The organism is Leisingera sp. (assembly GCF_034669605.1).
Classification (GTDB): domain Bacteria; phylum Pseudomonadota; class Alphaproteobacteria; order Rhodobacterales; family Rhodobacteraceae; genus Leisingera.
The window spans coordinates 1-15,691 of sequence record NZ_JAXMOX010000103.1; the positions used below are offsets into that span (position 1 = coordinate 1).

The 15,691-nt window shown below is 57.8% G+C and carries 17 protein-coding genes; 7 read left to right on the forward strand and 10 right to left on the reverse strand.

Annotation, left to right across the window (positions count from 1 at the left end; all coding sequences use genetic code 11):
* Positions 1-329: 329 nt before the first annotated feature.
* Positions 330-800, reverse strand: coding sequence for a MarR family winged helix-turn-helix transcriptional regulator (locus VOI29_RS13785; RefSeq protein WP_323779625.1), 471 nt, complete (start codon positions 798-800; stop codon positions 330-332).
* A gap of 226 nt (positions 801-1,026) precedes the next feature.
* On the opposite strand from VOI29_RS13785, the gene VOI29_RS13790 reads away from it, so the two are divergent.
* From VOI29_RS13790 to VOI29_RS13800, 3 genes are read left to right on the forward strand one after another with little or no spacing between them, the layout of a single operon-like run.
* Positions 1,027-3,372, forward strand: coding sequence for a xanthine dehydrogenase family protein molybdopterin-binding subunit (locus VOI29_RS13790; protein WP_323779627.1), 2,346 nt, complete (start codon positions 1,027-1,029; stop codon positions 3,370-3,372).
* Entirely contained in the window at positions 3,369-4,190 is an 822-nt protein-coding gene (locus VOI29_RS13795) for an FAD binding domain-containing protein (protein WP_323779628.1), read from the forward strand. The genes VOI29_RS13790 and VOI29_RS13795 overlap by 4 nt, the downstream gene beginning before the upstream one ends.
* Positions 4,187-5,374 (forward strand): 2Fe-2S iron-sulfur cluster-binding protein, encoded by a 1,188-nt coding sequence (locus VOI29_RS13800; RefSeq protein WP_323779630.1) that lies wholly within the window; start codon positions 4,187-4,189, stop codon positions 5,372-5,374. The genes VOI29_RS13795 and VOI29_RS13800 overlap by 4 nt, the downstream gene beginning before the upstream one ends.
* Positions 5,375-5,667: 293 nt before the next feature.
* On the opposite strand, the gene VOI29_RS13805 is transcribed toward VOI29_RS13800, so the two are convergent.
* Positions 5,668-6,108 carry a cupin gene (locus VOI29_RS13805; RefSeq protein WP_323779632.1) on the reverse strand — a complete coding sequence of 147 codons (441 nt, stop codon included), beginning with the start codon at positions 6,106-6,108 and terminating at the stop codon, positions 5,668-5,670.
* Between VOI29_RS13805 and VOI29_RS13810 the strand changes: the two genes are divergently transcribed.
* Positions 6,080-6,505: an Lrp/AsnC family transcriptional regulator gene (locus VOI29_RS13810; RefSeq protein WP_323779634.1), complete on the forward strand. Its 426-nt coding sequence runs from the start codon at positions 6,080-6,082 to the stop codon at positions 6,503-6,505. The genes VOI29_RS13805 and VOI29_RS13810 overlap by 29 nt on opposite strands.
* Here VOI29_RS13810 and VOI29_RS13815 read toward each other — a convergent pair.
* Both VOI29_RS13815 and VOI29_RS13820 read right to left on the reverse strand, forming a co-directional pair.
* Complete coding sequence (locus VOI29_RS13815; protein ID WP_323779636.1) at positions 6,502-6,870, reverse strand: transposase; 369 nt, start codon at positions 6,868-6,870, stop codon at positions 6,502-6,504. The two genes, VOI29_RS13810 and VOI29_RS13815, sit on opposite strands and share 4 nt — an antisense overlap.
* Before the next feature lie 137 nt (positions 6,871-7,007).
* The gene (locus VOI29_RS13820) at positions 7,008-7,877 is read right to left on the reverse strand and encodes a LysR substrate-binding domain-containing protein (RefSeq protein ID WP_323779638.1); all 870 of its coding nucleotides are present in this window, start codon (positions 7,875-7,877) and stop codon (positions 7,008-7,010) included.
* Between the two features lie 76 nt (positions 7,878-7,953).
* Here VOI29_RS13820 and VOI29_RS13825 point away from each other — a divergent pair, with 76 nt between their 5' ends.
* Positions 7,954-8,430 carry a tautomerase family protein gene (locus VOI29_RS13825; protein ID WP_323779640.1) on the forward strand — a complete coding sequence of 159 codons (477 nt, stop codon included), beginning with the start codon at positions 7,954-7,956 and terminating at the stop codon, positions 8,428-8,430.
* A 102-nt stretch (positions 8,431-8,532) separates the two neighbouring features.
* Positions 8,533-8,958 carry a cupin domain-containing protein gene (locus VOI29_RS13830; protein WP_323779642.1) on the forward strand — a complete coding sequence of 142 codons (426 nt, stop codon included), beginning with the start codon at positions 8,533-8,535 and terminating at the stop codon, positions 8,956-8,958.
* Positions 8,959-9,394: 436 nt separating this feature from the next.
* Here the strand turns inward: VOI29_RS13830 and VOI29_RS13835 are convergent, their stop codons facing one another.
* The 3 genes from VOI29_RS13835 to VOI29_RS13845 form a co-directional block, all read right to left on the reverse strand.
* Entirely contained in the window at positions 9,395-9,820 is a 426-nt protein-coding gene (locus tag VOI29_RS13835) for a hypothetical protein (protein ID WP_323779644.1), read from the reverse strand.
* A 276-nt stretch (positions 9,821-10,096) separates the two neighbouring features.
* Positions 10,097-10,975, reverse strand: coding sequence for an aspartate/glutamate racemase family protein (locus tag VOI29_RS13840; RefSeq protein ID WP_323779646.1), 879 nt, complete (start codon positions 10,973-10,975; stop codon positions 10,097-10,099).
* A 21-nt stretch (positions 10,976-10,996) separates the two neighbouring features.
* Complete coding sequence (locus VOI29_RS13845) at positions 10,997-12,043, reverse strand: alpha/beta fold hydrolase (RefSeq protein WP_323779648.1); 1,047 nt, start codon at positions 12,041-12,043, stop codon at positions 10,997-10,999.
* A gap of 12 nt (positions 12,044-12,055) precedes the next feature.
* Here VOI29_RS13845 and VOI29_RS13850 point away from each other — a divergent pair, with 12 nt between their 5' ends.
* Positions 12,056-13,219: a citrate synthase gene (locus tag VOI29_RS13850; protein ID WP_323779650.1), complete on the forward strand. Its 1,164-nt coding sequence runs from the start codon at positions 12,056-12,058 to the stop codon at positions 13,217-13,219.
* Between the two features lie 204 nt (positions 13,220-13,423).
* Here the strand turns inward: VOI29_RS13850 and VOI29_RS13855 are convergent, their stop codons facing one another.
* From VOI29_RS13855 to VOI29_RS13865, 3 genes are all read right to left on the reverse strand, one after another.
* Positions 13,424-14,224, reverse strand: a complete 801-nt coding sequence (locus tag VOI29_RS13855; protein WP_323779651.1) for an ABC transporter ATP-binding protein — start codon at positions 14,222-14,224, stop codon at positions 13,424-13,426.
* Entirely contained in the window at positions 14,208-15,071 is an 864-nt protein-coding gene (locus VOI29_RS13860; protein WP_323779654.1) for an ABC transporter ATP-binding protein, read from the reverse strand. Before VOI29_RS13860 ends, VOI29_RS13855 begins: the two co-directional genes overlap by 17 nt.
* Positions 15,068-15,691 (reverse strand): ABC transporter permease (locus VOI29_RS13865; protein WP_323779657.1); only part of this gene is annotated, 624 nt, incomplete at its 5' end. The genes VOI29_RS13865 and VOI29_RS13860, both read right to left, overlap by 4 nt.

Sequence of the window (15,691 nt, forward strand, 5' to 3'; positions counted from 1 at the left end):
TTGCCGATATGATCGGGCCGGTTGGGAATGTTGCCCCAGGCGCGGACTTCGCCGCCGCGTTCTTCGCTCGCAACCGCAACCGAAACCATGGCTTTGTGGACGTCCAGGCCTATGAATATGATATCCTTCATTTGGTCTCTCCCCCATTCTTGAGGCACTACGCCAGCCAATCTGGCGCAACCCTCGAACGGAGAATGCCGCGGGAGAGGCCACCGGCCCAGTCAACTGGTGACCCCGATCATCCGGTCTAGAGAATTTCGAAAGAAAACCAGCCGTTCGCGACGGGTATTGCAAAGCGGTGAAATTGCGACGCAAGGCGACGTGTTAATTCAGACGCGCTTCCTCATCGGAGCACGAGAGGCTTCGTTATTTGCCTCGACCATTTTTCGCAACGCCCGCATGAAGACCTCGTATTCCTCGTCCGTCAATGGCGACACCATTTTGTCCTGGACATCTTCCATCAGCGGACGCACATCGCGCACTGTCCGGCGACCTGCATCCGTAATGCGGACAATCAGTGCTCGGCGATCTTGCTTCGATCGCTCCCGCGTGGCGAGACCGCGATTTACCAATCGCTTGATGACATCCGCCCCGCTTGTCCGGTCGATTCCCACCAACTTCGAGATCGATAATTGATCAAGTTCGGCATCTGTGCAGAGGACCGAAAGAATGGCAAACTGCACCGCCGTAAGGTCCAGCTCCCCACATGCCTGAGTGAAAAGACCGATGTGAACCTGATGCAAGCGGCGCACCAGATATCCGGGCCTGTCCCAGAGATCTTCGTATTTTTCTTGGTTCATCTGCTCGCCTGTGGTTGCCAAGTGCAATATACTGTTCTCCATTTTTTCCTAGCCCTCTTTCATTTGGATCGGGCATCTGATCGCGCCCGCCAAGAAGGAACGAACCAAAAAGATATTGCCCGCCCCAAATTAAGGAGTATACTGTAGATTAATGTAGAACACATATGCACTGCATTTTTCATGACCGTCAACCGTCGGTCAAGTGCAGCGGATAAGGGAGGGGAAATTGGCGTCAGGGATTGGAGCGCGCGTAGCTCGCAAGGAGGACAGCCGACATCTGAAGGGCAAGGCGCAGTTCGTCGGCGACATCAAGTTGCCGGGATTGTGGGAGGCCGCTTTTGTGCGCAGCCCATTGGCACATGCGACGCTGGGCCGGATCACCAAACCCGCCGGGGCCGAGGATAGGGTGTTTACCGCCGAGGACATGGCCGATCTGAAGCCGATTCGCACGGTCTCTACCCTGCCCGGTTACAAGATGTCGGATTATCCAGCCCTGGCCCGTGACAAGGTGCGCTATGTCGGTGAGTGCATCGCCGTCTGCATAGCCCCCACACGCGCCGAGGCCGAGGACCTTGCCGAGGCAGTGGAGGTGGACCTGACCCCGCTGCCACCGGTCACCGATGTTTTCGCAGCCTTGGACGAAGGCGCGCCGCTGCTGCACGAGGAATGGGGCGACAACCTGTTCCTGACCACCGATTACGACAGTGACCTGAGCACCGCAAAGGCCGCGGCGACCGTCGTGGTGGAACGCGAATTCAAAACCGCCCGCCAAGCGATGAACCCGATGGAAGGCAAGGGCGTTCTGGCCCACTGGGATCACAAAGCTGACCAGCTTCAGGTCTACACCTCGACCCAGGTACCACATGTGATTCGCACCGGGATTGCGGAATGTCTCGGGTTCGATCAGGCCAGCGTGCGCGTAATTGCCCCCGACGTAGGTGGCGGGTTCGGCTATAAATGCGTGTTGCAGCCCGAAGAACTCTCGGTGTCCTGGGTCTCACTCAAGACCGACCGTCCGATACGCTGGACCGAAGACCGACGCGAACATCTGACCGCCGGGGCCAATACCCGCGAACACAATTATAAGGTCACCGCCTACGCCGATGATGACGGTCGGCTGCTTGGGCTCGACGCCGATATCTGGGTGGACGTCGGCGCCTATTCAGTCTGGCCCTTCACCGCCTGCCTTGAGGCCGCCCAGGCCGGCGGTAACCTGCCCGGTCCCTATGACCTGCAAGCCTATGCATGCCGAACCTATTCGGTGGCCACTAACAAACCCGCCTTCACCCCCTATCGCGGTGTGGCGCGCCCGGGCGTCTGCTTCGTGCTCGAGTTGATCATGGACGCGATCGCCCGTGCGGTGGACAAGGATCCGCTTGAGGTACGCTGTCTCAATCTCGTTCCGGGAAGCGCGATGCCCTATACTAACGTAACTGGCAAGTACTACGATTCCGGCGATTACCCTATGGCTGCACGGGAAGCCGCGAGGATGATCGACGCGACGCATTTCCGTGAACGCCAGCGCGCCGCCGCTGCTGAAGGCCGCCATATCGGTTTGGGCTTTGCCAGTTTCACCGAACAATCCGCCCACGGTTCCAAGGTCTTTGGTTCCTGGGGCCTGTCGGTCGTGCCGGGCTATGAGCAGGCCACCGTCAAGCTGAACCCCTCGGGTGCGGTCGAAGTTCTGTCGGGCAACCATTCTTTCGGACAAGGCCTGGAGACAACCATCGCACAGGTTGCCTGCGAATGGCTCGGCGTCGACATTTCGCGGGTGCGCGTGGTGATGGGCGACACTGGTCGAACACCGAACTCCTTCGGTGCATTCGCCTCGCGCGGGATGGTGATGGCCGGAGGTGCGGTCTCCAAAGCCGCCGAAGAACTTGCCCGGCGCATCCGGGTTCATGCCGCGCACCTGCTGCAATGCCCCCCTGAGAAAGTCACGCTGCATGATGGCGCGGCCTGGCACGACCAGGCATTGGTCAAGTTTTCCGAGATCGCAAACACATGGTATTTGCGCCCCGATCTCCTGGCCGACGACGTCGAAACCACGGGGCTAGAGGTCACCGAAGGCTACAAGCCCGACATCGACACCGGCCTGTTCACCTATGCCACCCATGCCGCTATCGTCGAGGTCGACCCCGACACCGGCCTGACCGAGATCCTCGATTACGTTATCTTCGAAGATTGCGGTCGCCGGGTGAACCCGCTTATCCTTGACGGGCAATCTTACGGTGGTGCGGCACAAGGGATCGGCACTGCTTTGTTCGAAGAAACGCTTTACGACGGTTCCGGCCAACCGGTGACCTCGACCCTGGCCGACTACATCATGCCAGGGCCCGCCGAGTTGCCGAATTTCCGACTGGGTCATAGCGAAACGCTCTCACCCTATTCGCGGCACGGAATAAAGGGGGTGGGCGAAGGCGCCGCGATTGCTCCAGCCGGGGCCATCGTGAATGCCATCAACAACGCCCTGGCGCCGATCGGGGTCGAACTGACCCAAGTGCCTGCCACACCGCATCGGGTTCTCTCCGCGATATTTGCAGCGCAAGCCAAGAAGGAAGCCGCGCGATGAAACCTTCCGCATTTTCACACCTTCGCGCCGACTCGGCATCGGCGGCGGTTCAAGCACTAAAGACGGGTGCCAAGGTTCTGGCCGGTGGTCAGTCGCTGGGTCCAATGCTCAATCTCAGGCTGGCCCGCCCGGAGGCGCTGGTGAATGTGTCGGCCCTGCCCGGCATGATCGATATATGCGAAAAATCGGACAAACTCTGTATCGGCGCAGGTGTGACCCACGCTCGCATTGAGGATGGCAAGGATGATGTCTCCCTACCCCCGATGATGCGCCACGTGGCCCGCGGCATCGCCTATCGCGCTGTTCGCAACAAGGGAACGATCGGCGGCTCGCTGGCACATGCCGACCCGGCAGCAGACTGGCTCACGGCGATGACCGCGCTGGATGCCGCAGTGATCATCCGGGAGGCGGGCGGCAAGGAACGATCCGTGCCGATTTCTGCTTTCATGCTTGGAGCCTATCGGACTGTGCTCGATTCTTCGGAACTGCTGATACGGGTCGAAATCCGCAAACAGTTGCGTGATGCCTTTTGGGGATATGACAAGGTCTGCCGCAAGGTGGGCGAGTTCGCCGAGGCCATCGGCGCTCTGGTTGTGCATCCTGACAGCGGTTTCATCCGGCTAGTCGCCGGAGCGACCGGCGGTCCACCCCTGATCTTGACAGACCTGGGTGCCAGCATCGCCGCCAAAGCGACGCGTCCCGCCCGCGACGAGGTTCGCGCGGCGCTTGCTGCGCGACTAACCGATGTCGATGACGTGAAGCTTCATCTGATGACAACGGCACTTTGCCGCGCTATCGAGAAGGTATTGCCCGAATGAACATGCCCGATACGGACCTCAAAGGCTCCACCGAAATAACCCCGCTCGAAATCCGCCTGACCGTCAACGGCGCAGAACACGCCGTGCGAGTTGCGCCGCGGGCCCAACTCGCCGAGATCCTGCGCGACCACCTAAACTTGACTGCGACCCATCTAGCCTGTGAACAGGGTGTTTGTGGCGCCTGCACGGTGACGGTCGATGGACGCCCGGTACGGTCCTGCCTCACCTTCGCCCACGACTGCGACGGCAGCCGCGTCGAGACCTTGGAAGGCTGGGACGGTGATGCTCTGATGGACCGGCTGCGCGCAGCGTTCCACCGCAATCACGCCCTGCAATGCGGCTTTTGCACCCCGGGGATGATCACCACCGCGCGCGACCTGGTCGAACGGTTGGAAACCGCGGATGAAGCCCGCATTCGCAATGAGCTTTCAGGAAACCTGTGTCGCTGTACCGGCTATGTGGGCATCGTCAAGGCAATTAGCGAAGTCATCAGCGAACGCGACGCGGCCGGGATCCCCGCGCGCCCTGTCACCCCGATGGAAGCCCGGCACAAGCAGGCCTTTGCCCCCTTCGCAGCACGGCCCGATACAACGGCTGAAATCAAGCCCTCTGTTGCTGGTGATAGCCGGGTCGAAAACGGCTGGACCGTTGTGCGCCGCAAGGTCACTCTAGACCATCCCGCCGATGCCGTCTGGGCGCATTTCCGCGACCTGCCCGCCGTCGCGCGCTGTCTGCCAGGCGCCGAGCTGTCGGACATCGAAGGAGAGCGCTTTTTCGGTCATGTTGGGGTGCGGTTCGGCCCGATTTCGGCTCGGTTCGAGGGGGAAGGCAGTTTTGCCACCGAGGACGCCAATCGCGAGGGCAAGGTCAGTGGCCGGGGCAAGGACCGCGGTGGCCAATCCAATGTCGAAGGCGAGTTAAGCTTCAAGGTCCATTCTGGAGAAACCAAAGCAAGCTCGAATGTTGATGTGGCATTTCGGTTCCGCATCGAGGGGGTGTTGGGTCAGTTTAACCGCCCCGAGTTGGTCAATGGTCTGGTGGACTACATCCTTGGCGAATTCGTCGCCAACTGCAATGCGGTGCTTGCAGGAGGCGAAGTACGTGAGAGTAAGGGCGTAAGTTTTTGGGCTGTGGCCATTTCAGTGCTCAAAGGTCTGTTCAGGCGACGCCACTCGGCTGAATGATCTCTACAATTCCCGGCGGCATTGCCAAACTGATTGGGGTCCGTTCCGACTGGGGGCATAAAGACACCTTACGGTGGCTTGGAGCCGTAGAGTTAATGCGGCTGACCGCGTAAAGACGACATGGGACTACCCTGAATTTTGGCCCTGACGTGGTAGCTTAATTTTGAGGAGACCCACGTATGAGCATAGGCAATGTCCAGAACCTTGGTGTCCATCAGATGCTCCTCTCTCCACCTATGCCCGCCACGGTAGCAGCGGGTTGGTGGGAAAGCAGTTCATCCCATTAGCTCAGTTCACACGCTGCCTTCCTGCTCGATCACCAGCACGCGGGCGCAGCCAACCGGGTGCGCGACATGCTCGTCACCCGCTTCCGCGTGGAAAATATCCCCTGAAGCCAGCTTGAACATTGAAGTTCCTGCTTCCGAACGGCAGTGCATCTCCACCCCGCCTTCCAGAACCACGAAAACTTCGGGGCCGTCGTTGACGTGCCACTTGTAGGGCTTGTCGGTCCAGTGGAGCCGCACGGTAGTTGCCCCCGTGAAGCGCTCGATATCCAGGGCGTCCCAGGCCCGTGTTCCGGTAAAATCTTCTGGTGCGATCTTTCGCATCACCATCTCCTTTGTGACTAATGGCATCTTGCCGCCGGAAGCGAGGGAGCGCATCTTGCATTGCGCCGGAAGACGGCTGCCAATCGCTGGATCGACAATGATAATCGACAGAACCAACAAACGCATTCTAGCGCTGCTAGAGCAAAACGCACGCCTGAGTGCGGCGGCCGTTGGCCGGGAGATCGGGCTGTCCCGGCCCGCGGTGCAAGACCGGATTGCGGCCATGGAGCAGCAAGGCGTGATCAAGGGGTATCATGCCGAAACGGACGAACGTGCTGGCCTCACACATGCGGTTCTGTTCGTCCGCATCGCCGAGCGCCCCTGTGATCGGGCACTGCGCTGGCTCGCCTCGCTGGATGGGGTCGCTGCCGTCGCCTCGCTGTCCGGCGAAACCGACGCCTTGGTCACCGTCGCGCTGCCCAGTGTGTCCGAACTTGCGGCGCTGAACGACACGGTGGCGGCATCGCCGCTGATCGCAAGTTCGCTAAGTCAGGTTGTGCTGAAACGGCTAACCGGTGTTTAGTGTGACCTCTGCAAACGCGATGTGCCATCAGCAGCCCTTAGGAACACGTCTACCAGCACGGCGTTGGGTCCGGCAAAGGGCTCCCTGGCATCCACGGCCCAGTCGATCTTGCGCAGCCGTTGCTGGAAAGCGTCGCAGGCCGCACGATCAACAAGCTCAGCATAGCCGCCGAAGAATTGCAGCTTCCCGCCGTTGTGCAGCCCGGTCAGCCCTTCCAGAATGAGGCGGTGGTACAAGCAGGACGGAACGCGGACGGAGAGGAAGAAATTCCTGCGGCAGGCGATCCAACCGGTGCCAGCGGCAGACAGGCCGCCGCCTGGCACGATCTGCGGGCATTCGGGCGGCGCTTCATCACTGATCCCCAAGTATGGAGCACAAATGTGACTCCGATCCGGACGCCGAGGTGCTGTGGACCGGCTGCAATCCTGATCACCATGCCCGAACAGAAACTCACTGACTGTAGCTGGACTTTCTCTGTCGGCGCTGCGGTGTTCGGAAACTACTAGTTGTTTCTCAGGTGTGCGGCGAACATGTCTGCAAGCGTCAAAGCGGCCGGTCCCGAAGACAGGTTGCGGCGCATGGAGATCGTTGCGCTTGGCAGTTCCGGCAGGTCACAATCCGAATAGTCTAGCACTTCCAGTGCCACATCGCGGGTGCCTGGCCGAACCATCAAGCCAAGCCCGGCTTTCACGGCGGCTTCCAAGCCGGAGAGACTGGGACTGGACGCCCCCACCCGCCATGATAGCTTCGCCCGGTGCAGCGCCTCGACAGCCGCGTCTCGAAATATGCACGGTGGCGCGAAAGTGACGAGCGGCACGGCATTCGCATTCTCGCCAGCTGCTGGACGCTCTGCGCTTTCCCTGCTGCCGATCCAGTGCATAGGCCGCGTCGCAACATGCTCGCCGCTGCTATCGCCCTCGCGGTTCCATACGAACGCAATATCCAGCGTGTCGTTCGCTATGCCTTCCAGCAATGGGCGATTGCGCGCGATCGTGATCTCCAACGGGGTATCGGGATGCTGCAAACGAAAAGCACGAAGAACAATTTCCAGATCATGTTCAGCAAAGTCTTCCTGCAATCCGAGACGAACCAAGCTGGCCTCCGGCTCGCTGTGCAGGGATGCCACGGCTTCGTCCTGTAAATCCAGCAGCCGCTGTGCGTAGGCTTTGAGGATAACTCCGCGCCTTGTCGGGCGCAGACCTCGACCAACTGGATAGAGAAGCGGTGCGCCTACGGCCTGCTCAAGCTTGCGCATCTGCGCGCTTACAGCTGAGGGTGAGCGGCCGAGAGCTGATGCGGCGAGAGAAAAACTTCCCAACTCGAGACCGAGCAGGAAAACACGCAATGCCGTAAGATCAAGGGTGACTGCCAATATGCCTCCGGTCACTTCGTTCGGCTTCGCGTTGACATTCAGAAACTTAAATCAGCGAACCGTTCGGATATTCCGCATGAATCATGCCAATCATACTGATATTCAGAATCATGAAAACACTTTATGTTTGGGCAAGAGCAGAAACATTCCACTTCGGAGCCTTGCCATGCCTTTTGTTCGCATATCCCTGAACCGCGGACGTGAAATTGAGGATCTTCGATCGATTTCCGACACGGTTCATCTGTGTCTCGTCGAAGCCTTCGCCATACCGGAGAAGGATAAGTTCCATGCCATACATCAGCATGATCCGGGGGAGCTGGTATTCGATGCCGATTACCTTGGTCCGCAAAGGACAGATGGCTTCATTCTTCTTCAGATCACGGGCGGCAAGGAGCGGACCGTTGAACAGAAAAAGGCCCTTTACGCGTTGCTTGCCTCCCGGCTGGAGAGCCTGTGTGGCTTTCGGGCAGACGACGTCATGGTCATTGTCAGCACAAATGATCTGCCAGACTGGTCGTTCGGTGCAGGGCATGCTCAGATGCTGGAGCAATAGTGATGCCGCACGCTTTCACTCCTCTTTAAGGCGGCACGGCGATGCTGCTGTTCCCCGCCTTTCCGCAGAGCTGGGTAGCCTACAGATTAAAGGATACGCTGAATGACACGGCTTACCAAACCGTTAGAACCGACTTTCCAACCGTCTTCGGATGTGGCTGCGCGTGTGGGCTCAGCAGAGACATTTGTCGGCGATGTTCAGCTCGAACGCTTGACCCACAACGACCAGATAGCGACCAGCGCGTATCGCGTAACATTTGCGGCGGGCGCCCGCACGGCTTGGCACACCCACCCAGCCGGCCAGATCCTCTACGTGACCTCAGGCAACGGCTTCGTCGCCACCAGAACTGGGTGGATCCGCCGGATCAGTGTGGGGGATGTGGTCGAGATCCCTGCAGGCGTGGACCACTGGCATGGGGCGGGGCCGGACACCCCAATGCAGCATATTGCGATCCAGCCGGATGCGAATACGCGCTGGGGTGAAAACGTTTCGGTGAACGACTACCGGAAAATGACCGCGAATGGGTGAAATCCACATATCTGCGGGTTCTCGGCCTAAACCGGTTCCGATTACGTGGTCCGGGCGGCGCACGAGACAATTTCCACCTCGCAGCCGCCGTCCAGAACCTCGGGAAGCTCTTGCTGCCAAGACAATCCGCCTGCTGAAGGACAAGAGACGCGTGCGCGCGCTGTATCGAATGAAGGCCGATGCGACAAACAGGCCGCCGGTTTCGTCGACACCCCTACTTTCGCGTTCCTCAGCCAGAGTTCGTGCAACGCGCCGCGAAGGCTGACTGCGCGCCCTTCTTGCCGGATGCCGCGATGCGATGAATGTCAGCTTCACACTTCAGGAAAGATTTCCGAGGCAAGCCGGACATCTGCGTAGCTGGCGGCCAAAGATGCCATGATCGCCGCATGAACCAATTCGGACGACACATTTACACCATTATGCGCGACATTTGCTGTCAACCGGCATGAAATCGGAACCCTGCACAGGCAATCAAAAGGGATCCGCCTGACGTGCGGGCAGCCGGCCCGAGCGCCGTAGCCCCCAAATAGCGCAGCACACCATAGATCGACAGCTCGAGATTCATAACGGCTTGCTGGATCGCCTTGCGAGAGGACAGCAGGGCGCGCATCTCCTGCGGCGGCATTGATTTGCAACGTACTGGCCGGAACCACCCCATCTGCAAGAGCCGCGCGATACCTTCGGCATCCCGCCGGTCCGTGGTGATCGGCATCGCCTTCAGCGCGCCCTTCTCCTGCCGGGTCTCCATTGGGACGGCAGCAAATCCCGCCTCGGTCAAATGCTGATACAGCCATTGCGACAGCGGCCCGGCTTCAAGACCCGCCCCGACCAAGCTCCTCGGAATTGCCCGCAACACCGCCACCAGTTAGTCCGGTTCGCGCACGGCGGCTGTTTCCGTGATCACCTTCCCTTGGGCCGGCACCACGCAGATCGCGGTGCTTGCCAGAGCAACATCCAAACCGATATACACATTCACGCCGTTGCCCTTTCTTTTGCCAGGATTTCTGGGGCCGCGCCTCACAGCACGACCCCGTTGACACGCCGTACAGCATGCCAGGGGCAACAGCACCTCACATAACCCAGCTGTACAACTCACGACGCCGAAGATTCGAGCCGGGCCCGATTACGGCATCTGACCCTAAGACTTGCTCGCCACATATTTGCGTGCAACGTATTCTACCGCGGCTTCTCTTTTGATTTGGACAAGATCCGGCATTGGGTCGAGAGCATTCGTCCCCATGTGATTGATACGGCTTTTAACATCCTCATAAAACTGAACGCACTCAGCCGCGAGGAGCCTCATCGGGTCTACGAATTGGATTCCGGGGTGCCGCTCAGTCAGTTCTCCGGAGATAATCGATATCTCGGTACAACCCAAAATGAACACCTCTACACCTTGCTCGCTGTTCAGCTTTTCGACGGCTTCAGAAACCCGTTTCAGACCAAGAGCCTTGTTTCCCGCCTTCAATCCGTCCGACAAGCGTTGTTTATGGTCCCCTCCCGGGACCGATGTGCCATAGATTGCTGCCTGGACGTTTTTCTCCTGAGTTTCAGCATCCGGAATGACGACCCTGATGCCTTCCTCGTCAAATCTCTTCTCAAAAAGCTTTGTCTGCACAGTTGGTGTGGTGGCAAGCAAGCCGACAGCATCAACACCAATATTTTTCACATGATTTATGGTTAACCCAATTATATCAAAAATATAAATACCGGTTTGACTTTGATACTCTTCAAAAAAATAGTGCGATGTGTTCGACGGAAGAGCGGCGAAACTGCAATTGCATTGCGCCAGAAGGGAGCAAGATTCCAGAATGCCCTTCGCAGGACTGGTCTCTCCGTTCAAGATGGCAAGGGTTCTGTCCGATATGCGGGGGTTTTTCACCACTACCATCGGCATAAAATCCTGATCTTTTGACGCTCCACGCTTTATGCACTCTTGCCTAATCAACGTTTGAAGCGTTTCGTCTGCTTCAGGTCCGGTATTTCCGATTATTCCGAGTATCAGGTCGTTTTTCACTTTCACCTCCAGATGAGCCCATTATTGGACTTTCAGTTTTTCCGCGATCACCCTCACTTCATGGCGCAATGCTTGGAACAGGGCCATGTCGCTGAATGTGTGGCCAGCCATCGGCACGACCCGCAGCGTAGAACCCGGCAATTTGGCATGAGCGCGACGCGCAAAGGAAAGCGGGCAAACAAAATCCAACTGCCCGTGCACTAATGTGACAGGGAATTTGTCTTCACGATCCGCAAAGATCTCTGAATTATCTATGAACGCGCAATTCTTCCAATAGTGTAGCTGAATACGAGCCGACGACACTATATCCGGGTTTTGAACCGCGCTCGGCATATCTGATCTTCCCTGCGGGATCTCGAAATATCGTTCGGCGCGCTTCCAGGTTCTCGCAGCGAAACTTCGAAATTCCTCGTTCGGAGACTCCACTGCCCGGGCAAAGTCATTCACGATGTCTCCTGCTGTGCATCCGGAGCTAACGAGGGGGAAATCGGCATAGGCCAGAGGTTCGATCTGGCGCCTGTCGAACAGAGCCCAATCAAACTTCTCTTCGGTCCACTCCGTGACACCGCGCAGTACAAGCCCCAGGCAGCGGCTTGGATGGTGTTTGGAATACAACAGCGCGAGTGTTGTCCCCCAAGATCCGGCAACAATGAGCCACTTGTCGACGTTCAACAGCGTTCTCAGGCGCTCGATGTCCTCGACGAGCCCCTGTGTGGTGTTATCGTCCAAACTGCCGGCCGGCCGGGATTTTCCGCACCCGCGTTGATCATAGGAGACCACGTAGAACATCCGCAGGTCGAACAGTTGCTCGGCAACCGCGTTTAAACACGAGCCTGGTCCACCATGGATGACAACTACGGGTATGCCGTCCGGATTGCCAACGGCCCTCCAGAAAATGCGGTGCAGCGGTGAAACCGCCAGGAAACCTGTACTACAGTTCATCCTCGATCCATTTGTTTTGTTACGTGCGCGCGCCGGGTTCATGACTGCGGCGCGCAAAGGCGAACCGCCTTGACCTAGGAGTTGCACGGCATCAACGTGACGTCTATATTGATAGTCGAAATCCATGTGAGGAAATCCATGCGCTATCTTTCATCGGCAGAAGCAGCACGAGAGCTGGGGATTACATTGCCGACGCTCTACTCATACGTCAGCCGCGGGGTGTTGACGTCGTATCCTCAGGCCGGGCGGAAATCCCGGCTGTACGACGCGGATCAAATTGCGAAGTTCAAGGTCCGGGGAGAAATTCTAAACAACGAACAGGTAACAGAAACCATCATGCACTATGGCCATCCGGTTCTTGAAACCCAGGTCTCGGGAATCGTGAATGGACAGCTGATGTTCAGAGGGCATGAAGTCGGTACGCTGGCGCGGGTTTCAACGGCCGAAGACATCGCTGATTTGCTGTGGGCGGGCTACGGCCGCTCGGCTTCGCTCGAATGGATAGCGGGCGAGTTGCCCAAGCTGGAATCCGGTAGTATTGAGATTGATCGAGCACTGGTGGATTGTCAGAGCTGGCTGATTTCACGGATTGAAGTTGACCAAAGTGCGTTCGACAACTCCCGAGAAAGAATTCTTGAAGTCGCCCCCCTGATTTGGCGCGGCGCGGCGTCATTCTTCTTTGGATCTGCCCTGACGGGCCGGGCGCTGCACGAAGACATCGCGCGGGTTGCGGACCTGCAGGATCATGCAGAGATCATTCGAACCTGTCTCGTTGTCTTGGCCGATCATGAGTTGACCGCTTCGACATTTGCAGCACGGGTGATCGCATCCACCGGCGCTCCGATCTATCAGGCCATTTCGGCCGGGCTGGCGGCCCTGAATGGCGCGCGCCATCTTGGTGAGATCGAGAGGGCATACCGGCAGTTCAAACAATTGCTGGACGAGGCGAATCCCGAGCTGGCCATCCGGCAGGCGCAGCGCCGGGGGGATCAGATCTATGGCTTTGAGCATACAATCTACCCGACCGGGGATCCGAGGGCAGAGATCATACTTCAGCTGGCATCCACGCTGGATGCAAATGAAGATTTTCTGGTGATCAAAGAGTCAATAGGGGGGAAAACCCTGAATTTTGAAGGTGCGATAGCGATGCTGGCCATTTCTCTGGGAAAGGACTGGCGCTTTGCCACCGCTTTGGTCATCTCCTCCCGTCTCATCGGGCTGATCGCTCATTGCATTGAGCAATACGACCAGCAGAAGATGATAAGACCGCGTGCGCGGTATCTTTCTGGGCGGGCGGGATAAGGCCGAAACATGTGAACTGTCACAGTTGTCGTGGTGAAACCGGCGCAGAGCGTATCTCGGTTTCATGCCCGCGGTGACGACGGGAACCCCATCGTCACCGCGGGCATGTGTCATGGCGCAACAGTGAAGTTCTTCAGCGCGCTTCCGTCGTGCCCGATGGCGATGGCGCCTGACCCCGGTATTGGACGCGTGACGTGGATGCGCTCAGCCATACTCGTTGGACACCAGGGTTTCGCGAGAACCGGTTATCGCTTGTTCGTATTCAATAGAACTCCTGACCAACTGTCTGGAATATTCGCTGGAAAACTCGAGATTTCTCAACTGTTCAACAGTCACTTGATCGACGATCTCACCGTTATTCATCACTGCGATCCGGTCGCACATATGGGAAATGACGGATATGTCATGACTTACGAGTATATAGCTCAAACCACGTGTTTTCTTTAGTCTTTTCAGCAGGTTGAGGATCTCGGCTTGTACCGATACGTCAAGTGCGGAGGTCGGTTCGTCAAGCAATATCAGCGATGGTTCCAGCACAAGCGACCGGGCTATAGCAATTCTTTGTCTCTGACCGCCCGATAGCTGGTTCGGATACCGGTATCGAAACATGGAACCCAAACCGACATCATTCAACAGCCCTGAAACCCGGCTTTCGACGTCGGAAAGTCTATGTATCTTTGCCGGTTCGCTCAGTGCGCGATCAATGGTGTGGCGCGGATGAAGTGAGCTGTACGGGTCTTGAAACACCAGTTGCACATCCTGATACGACGCTTTCGGCCGGGCGCCGTTAAGCTCCTTGCCCCCCATCGTAATACGGCCACCCGCGATATCTGCGAGGCCAGAAATCGCCTTGAGGATCGTTGACTTTCCAGACCCGGACTCGCCCACAATTCCAAATGTTTCACCCCGGCGGACACTAAAGCTGGCATTTTTCACAGCGGCGAATTCCCCGAAATACACCGTCAGGTTGTCAACTTCCAGAATGTTTTCAGTTTGTGCAGTCATATCTTCCCGGCTCCATTTTCCAAGATTCCTGACGCTCAAATGTCGGGAGGGTATCCGTGGGCTTGGTGAGGCGTGGCATGGCCGCAAGGAGCCCCTGTGTGTAGGAGTGTTTTGCGTTGCCCAGTTCCGTGGCCTTGCAGGTCTCAACGATCTGACCCGCATACATCACGATGACCCTGTCGCAAAATGCAGCGACTTGGTTAAGGTCATGTGAAATAAACATTAATCCCATCTGACGCTCTTGCACCAATTGATCAATCAACGACAGAACCTCAAGTTGCACCGTCATGTCGAGCGCAGAGGTAGGTTCGTCGGCAATCAGGAAATCCGGCTTCGGAGCGAGCATCATCGCGATCATGACCCGTTGCCCCATCCCCCCTGAAATCTGATGGGGATAGGCATCGAAGACACGCTCGGGATCGCGGATTTTGACCTTCTCGAGCATTTCCAGCGCCTTTATCCGTGCTGCGGCGCGGCTCGCGTTACGATGAACGATATAGATTTCCGCGAGTTGATGCCCGATACGCATGACTGGGTTCAGCGAGAATTTGGGGTCCTGCATGATCATGCCGATCCGGTTCCCGCGTAGCGATCGGCGGACCTTCTCGCTTGCGTTCTGCAAATCAATATCACCAAAGCGAAGCTCGCGTGCCGTGACCACACCTGGCGGCCGGATGAGCCCAAGCAACGCACGGCCAGTCATGGTTTTGCCCGAACCGGACTCGCCAACAATGCCGACTTTCTCGCGACCGATGGAAAAGCTGATATTCCGGACGACATTGATAACACCCCCTTTTTTGGGGAAGCCTACGGTAAGCCCGTCTACTTTGACTAAAGGTGAGTTCATTTTGCTGCCCTCGGATCAAGTGCGTCCCGCAGCCCATCTCCGAAGAGATTAAACCCCAGGCTGACAAGTAAGATGGCGAGACCCGGCATGCCCGCGACCCACCAATGGTCGAAAATAAAGGCGCGGCCACTGGATATCATTGCGCCCCATTCCGGTATTGGCGGTCGGGCGCCGAGGCCCAGGAACCCCAATCCGGCCGCCGTAATGATGATGCCGGCCATATCCAAAGTGGTCCGGATAAGAACACTGGGCAAACAAAGCGGAATGATGTGCCCGTACAGAATGCGAATGTGCGACGCGCCTTGCAGTTTTATTGCGGAGATAAAGTCCGAATTGCGAACGGTCAGGGTTTCGGCGCGCGCAATTCGCGCATATGGCGGCCATGCGGTTATAGCGATTGCAAGCACCGCATTTTCGATGCCGGGGCCAAGCGCGGCGACGAACGCCAGTGCAAGAACCAGCCGGGGAAACGCAAGGAAAACATCGGTAACACGCATCAGCACCGCATCAGGCCAGGAGCCCGCGTAGCCCGCCAACCCGCCAACCAGAAGGCCTAGGGTGGGCGCAATGAGGGCGACGAGCCCAACAATGTAGAGCGTGATTCTGGAACCGTGAATTAG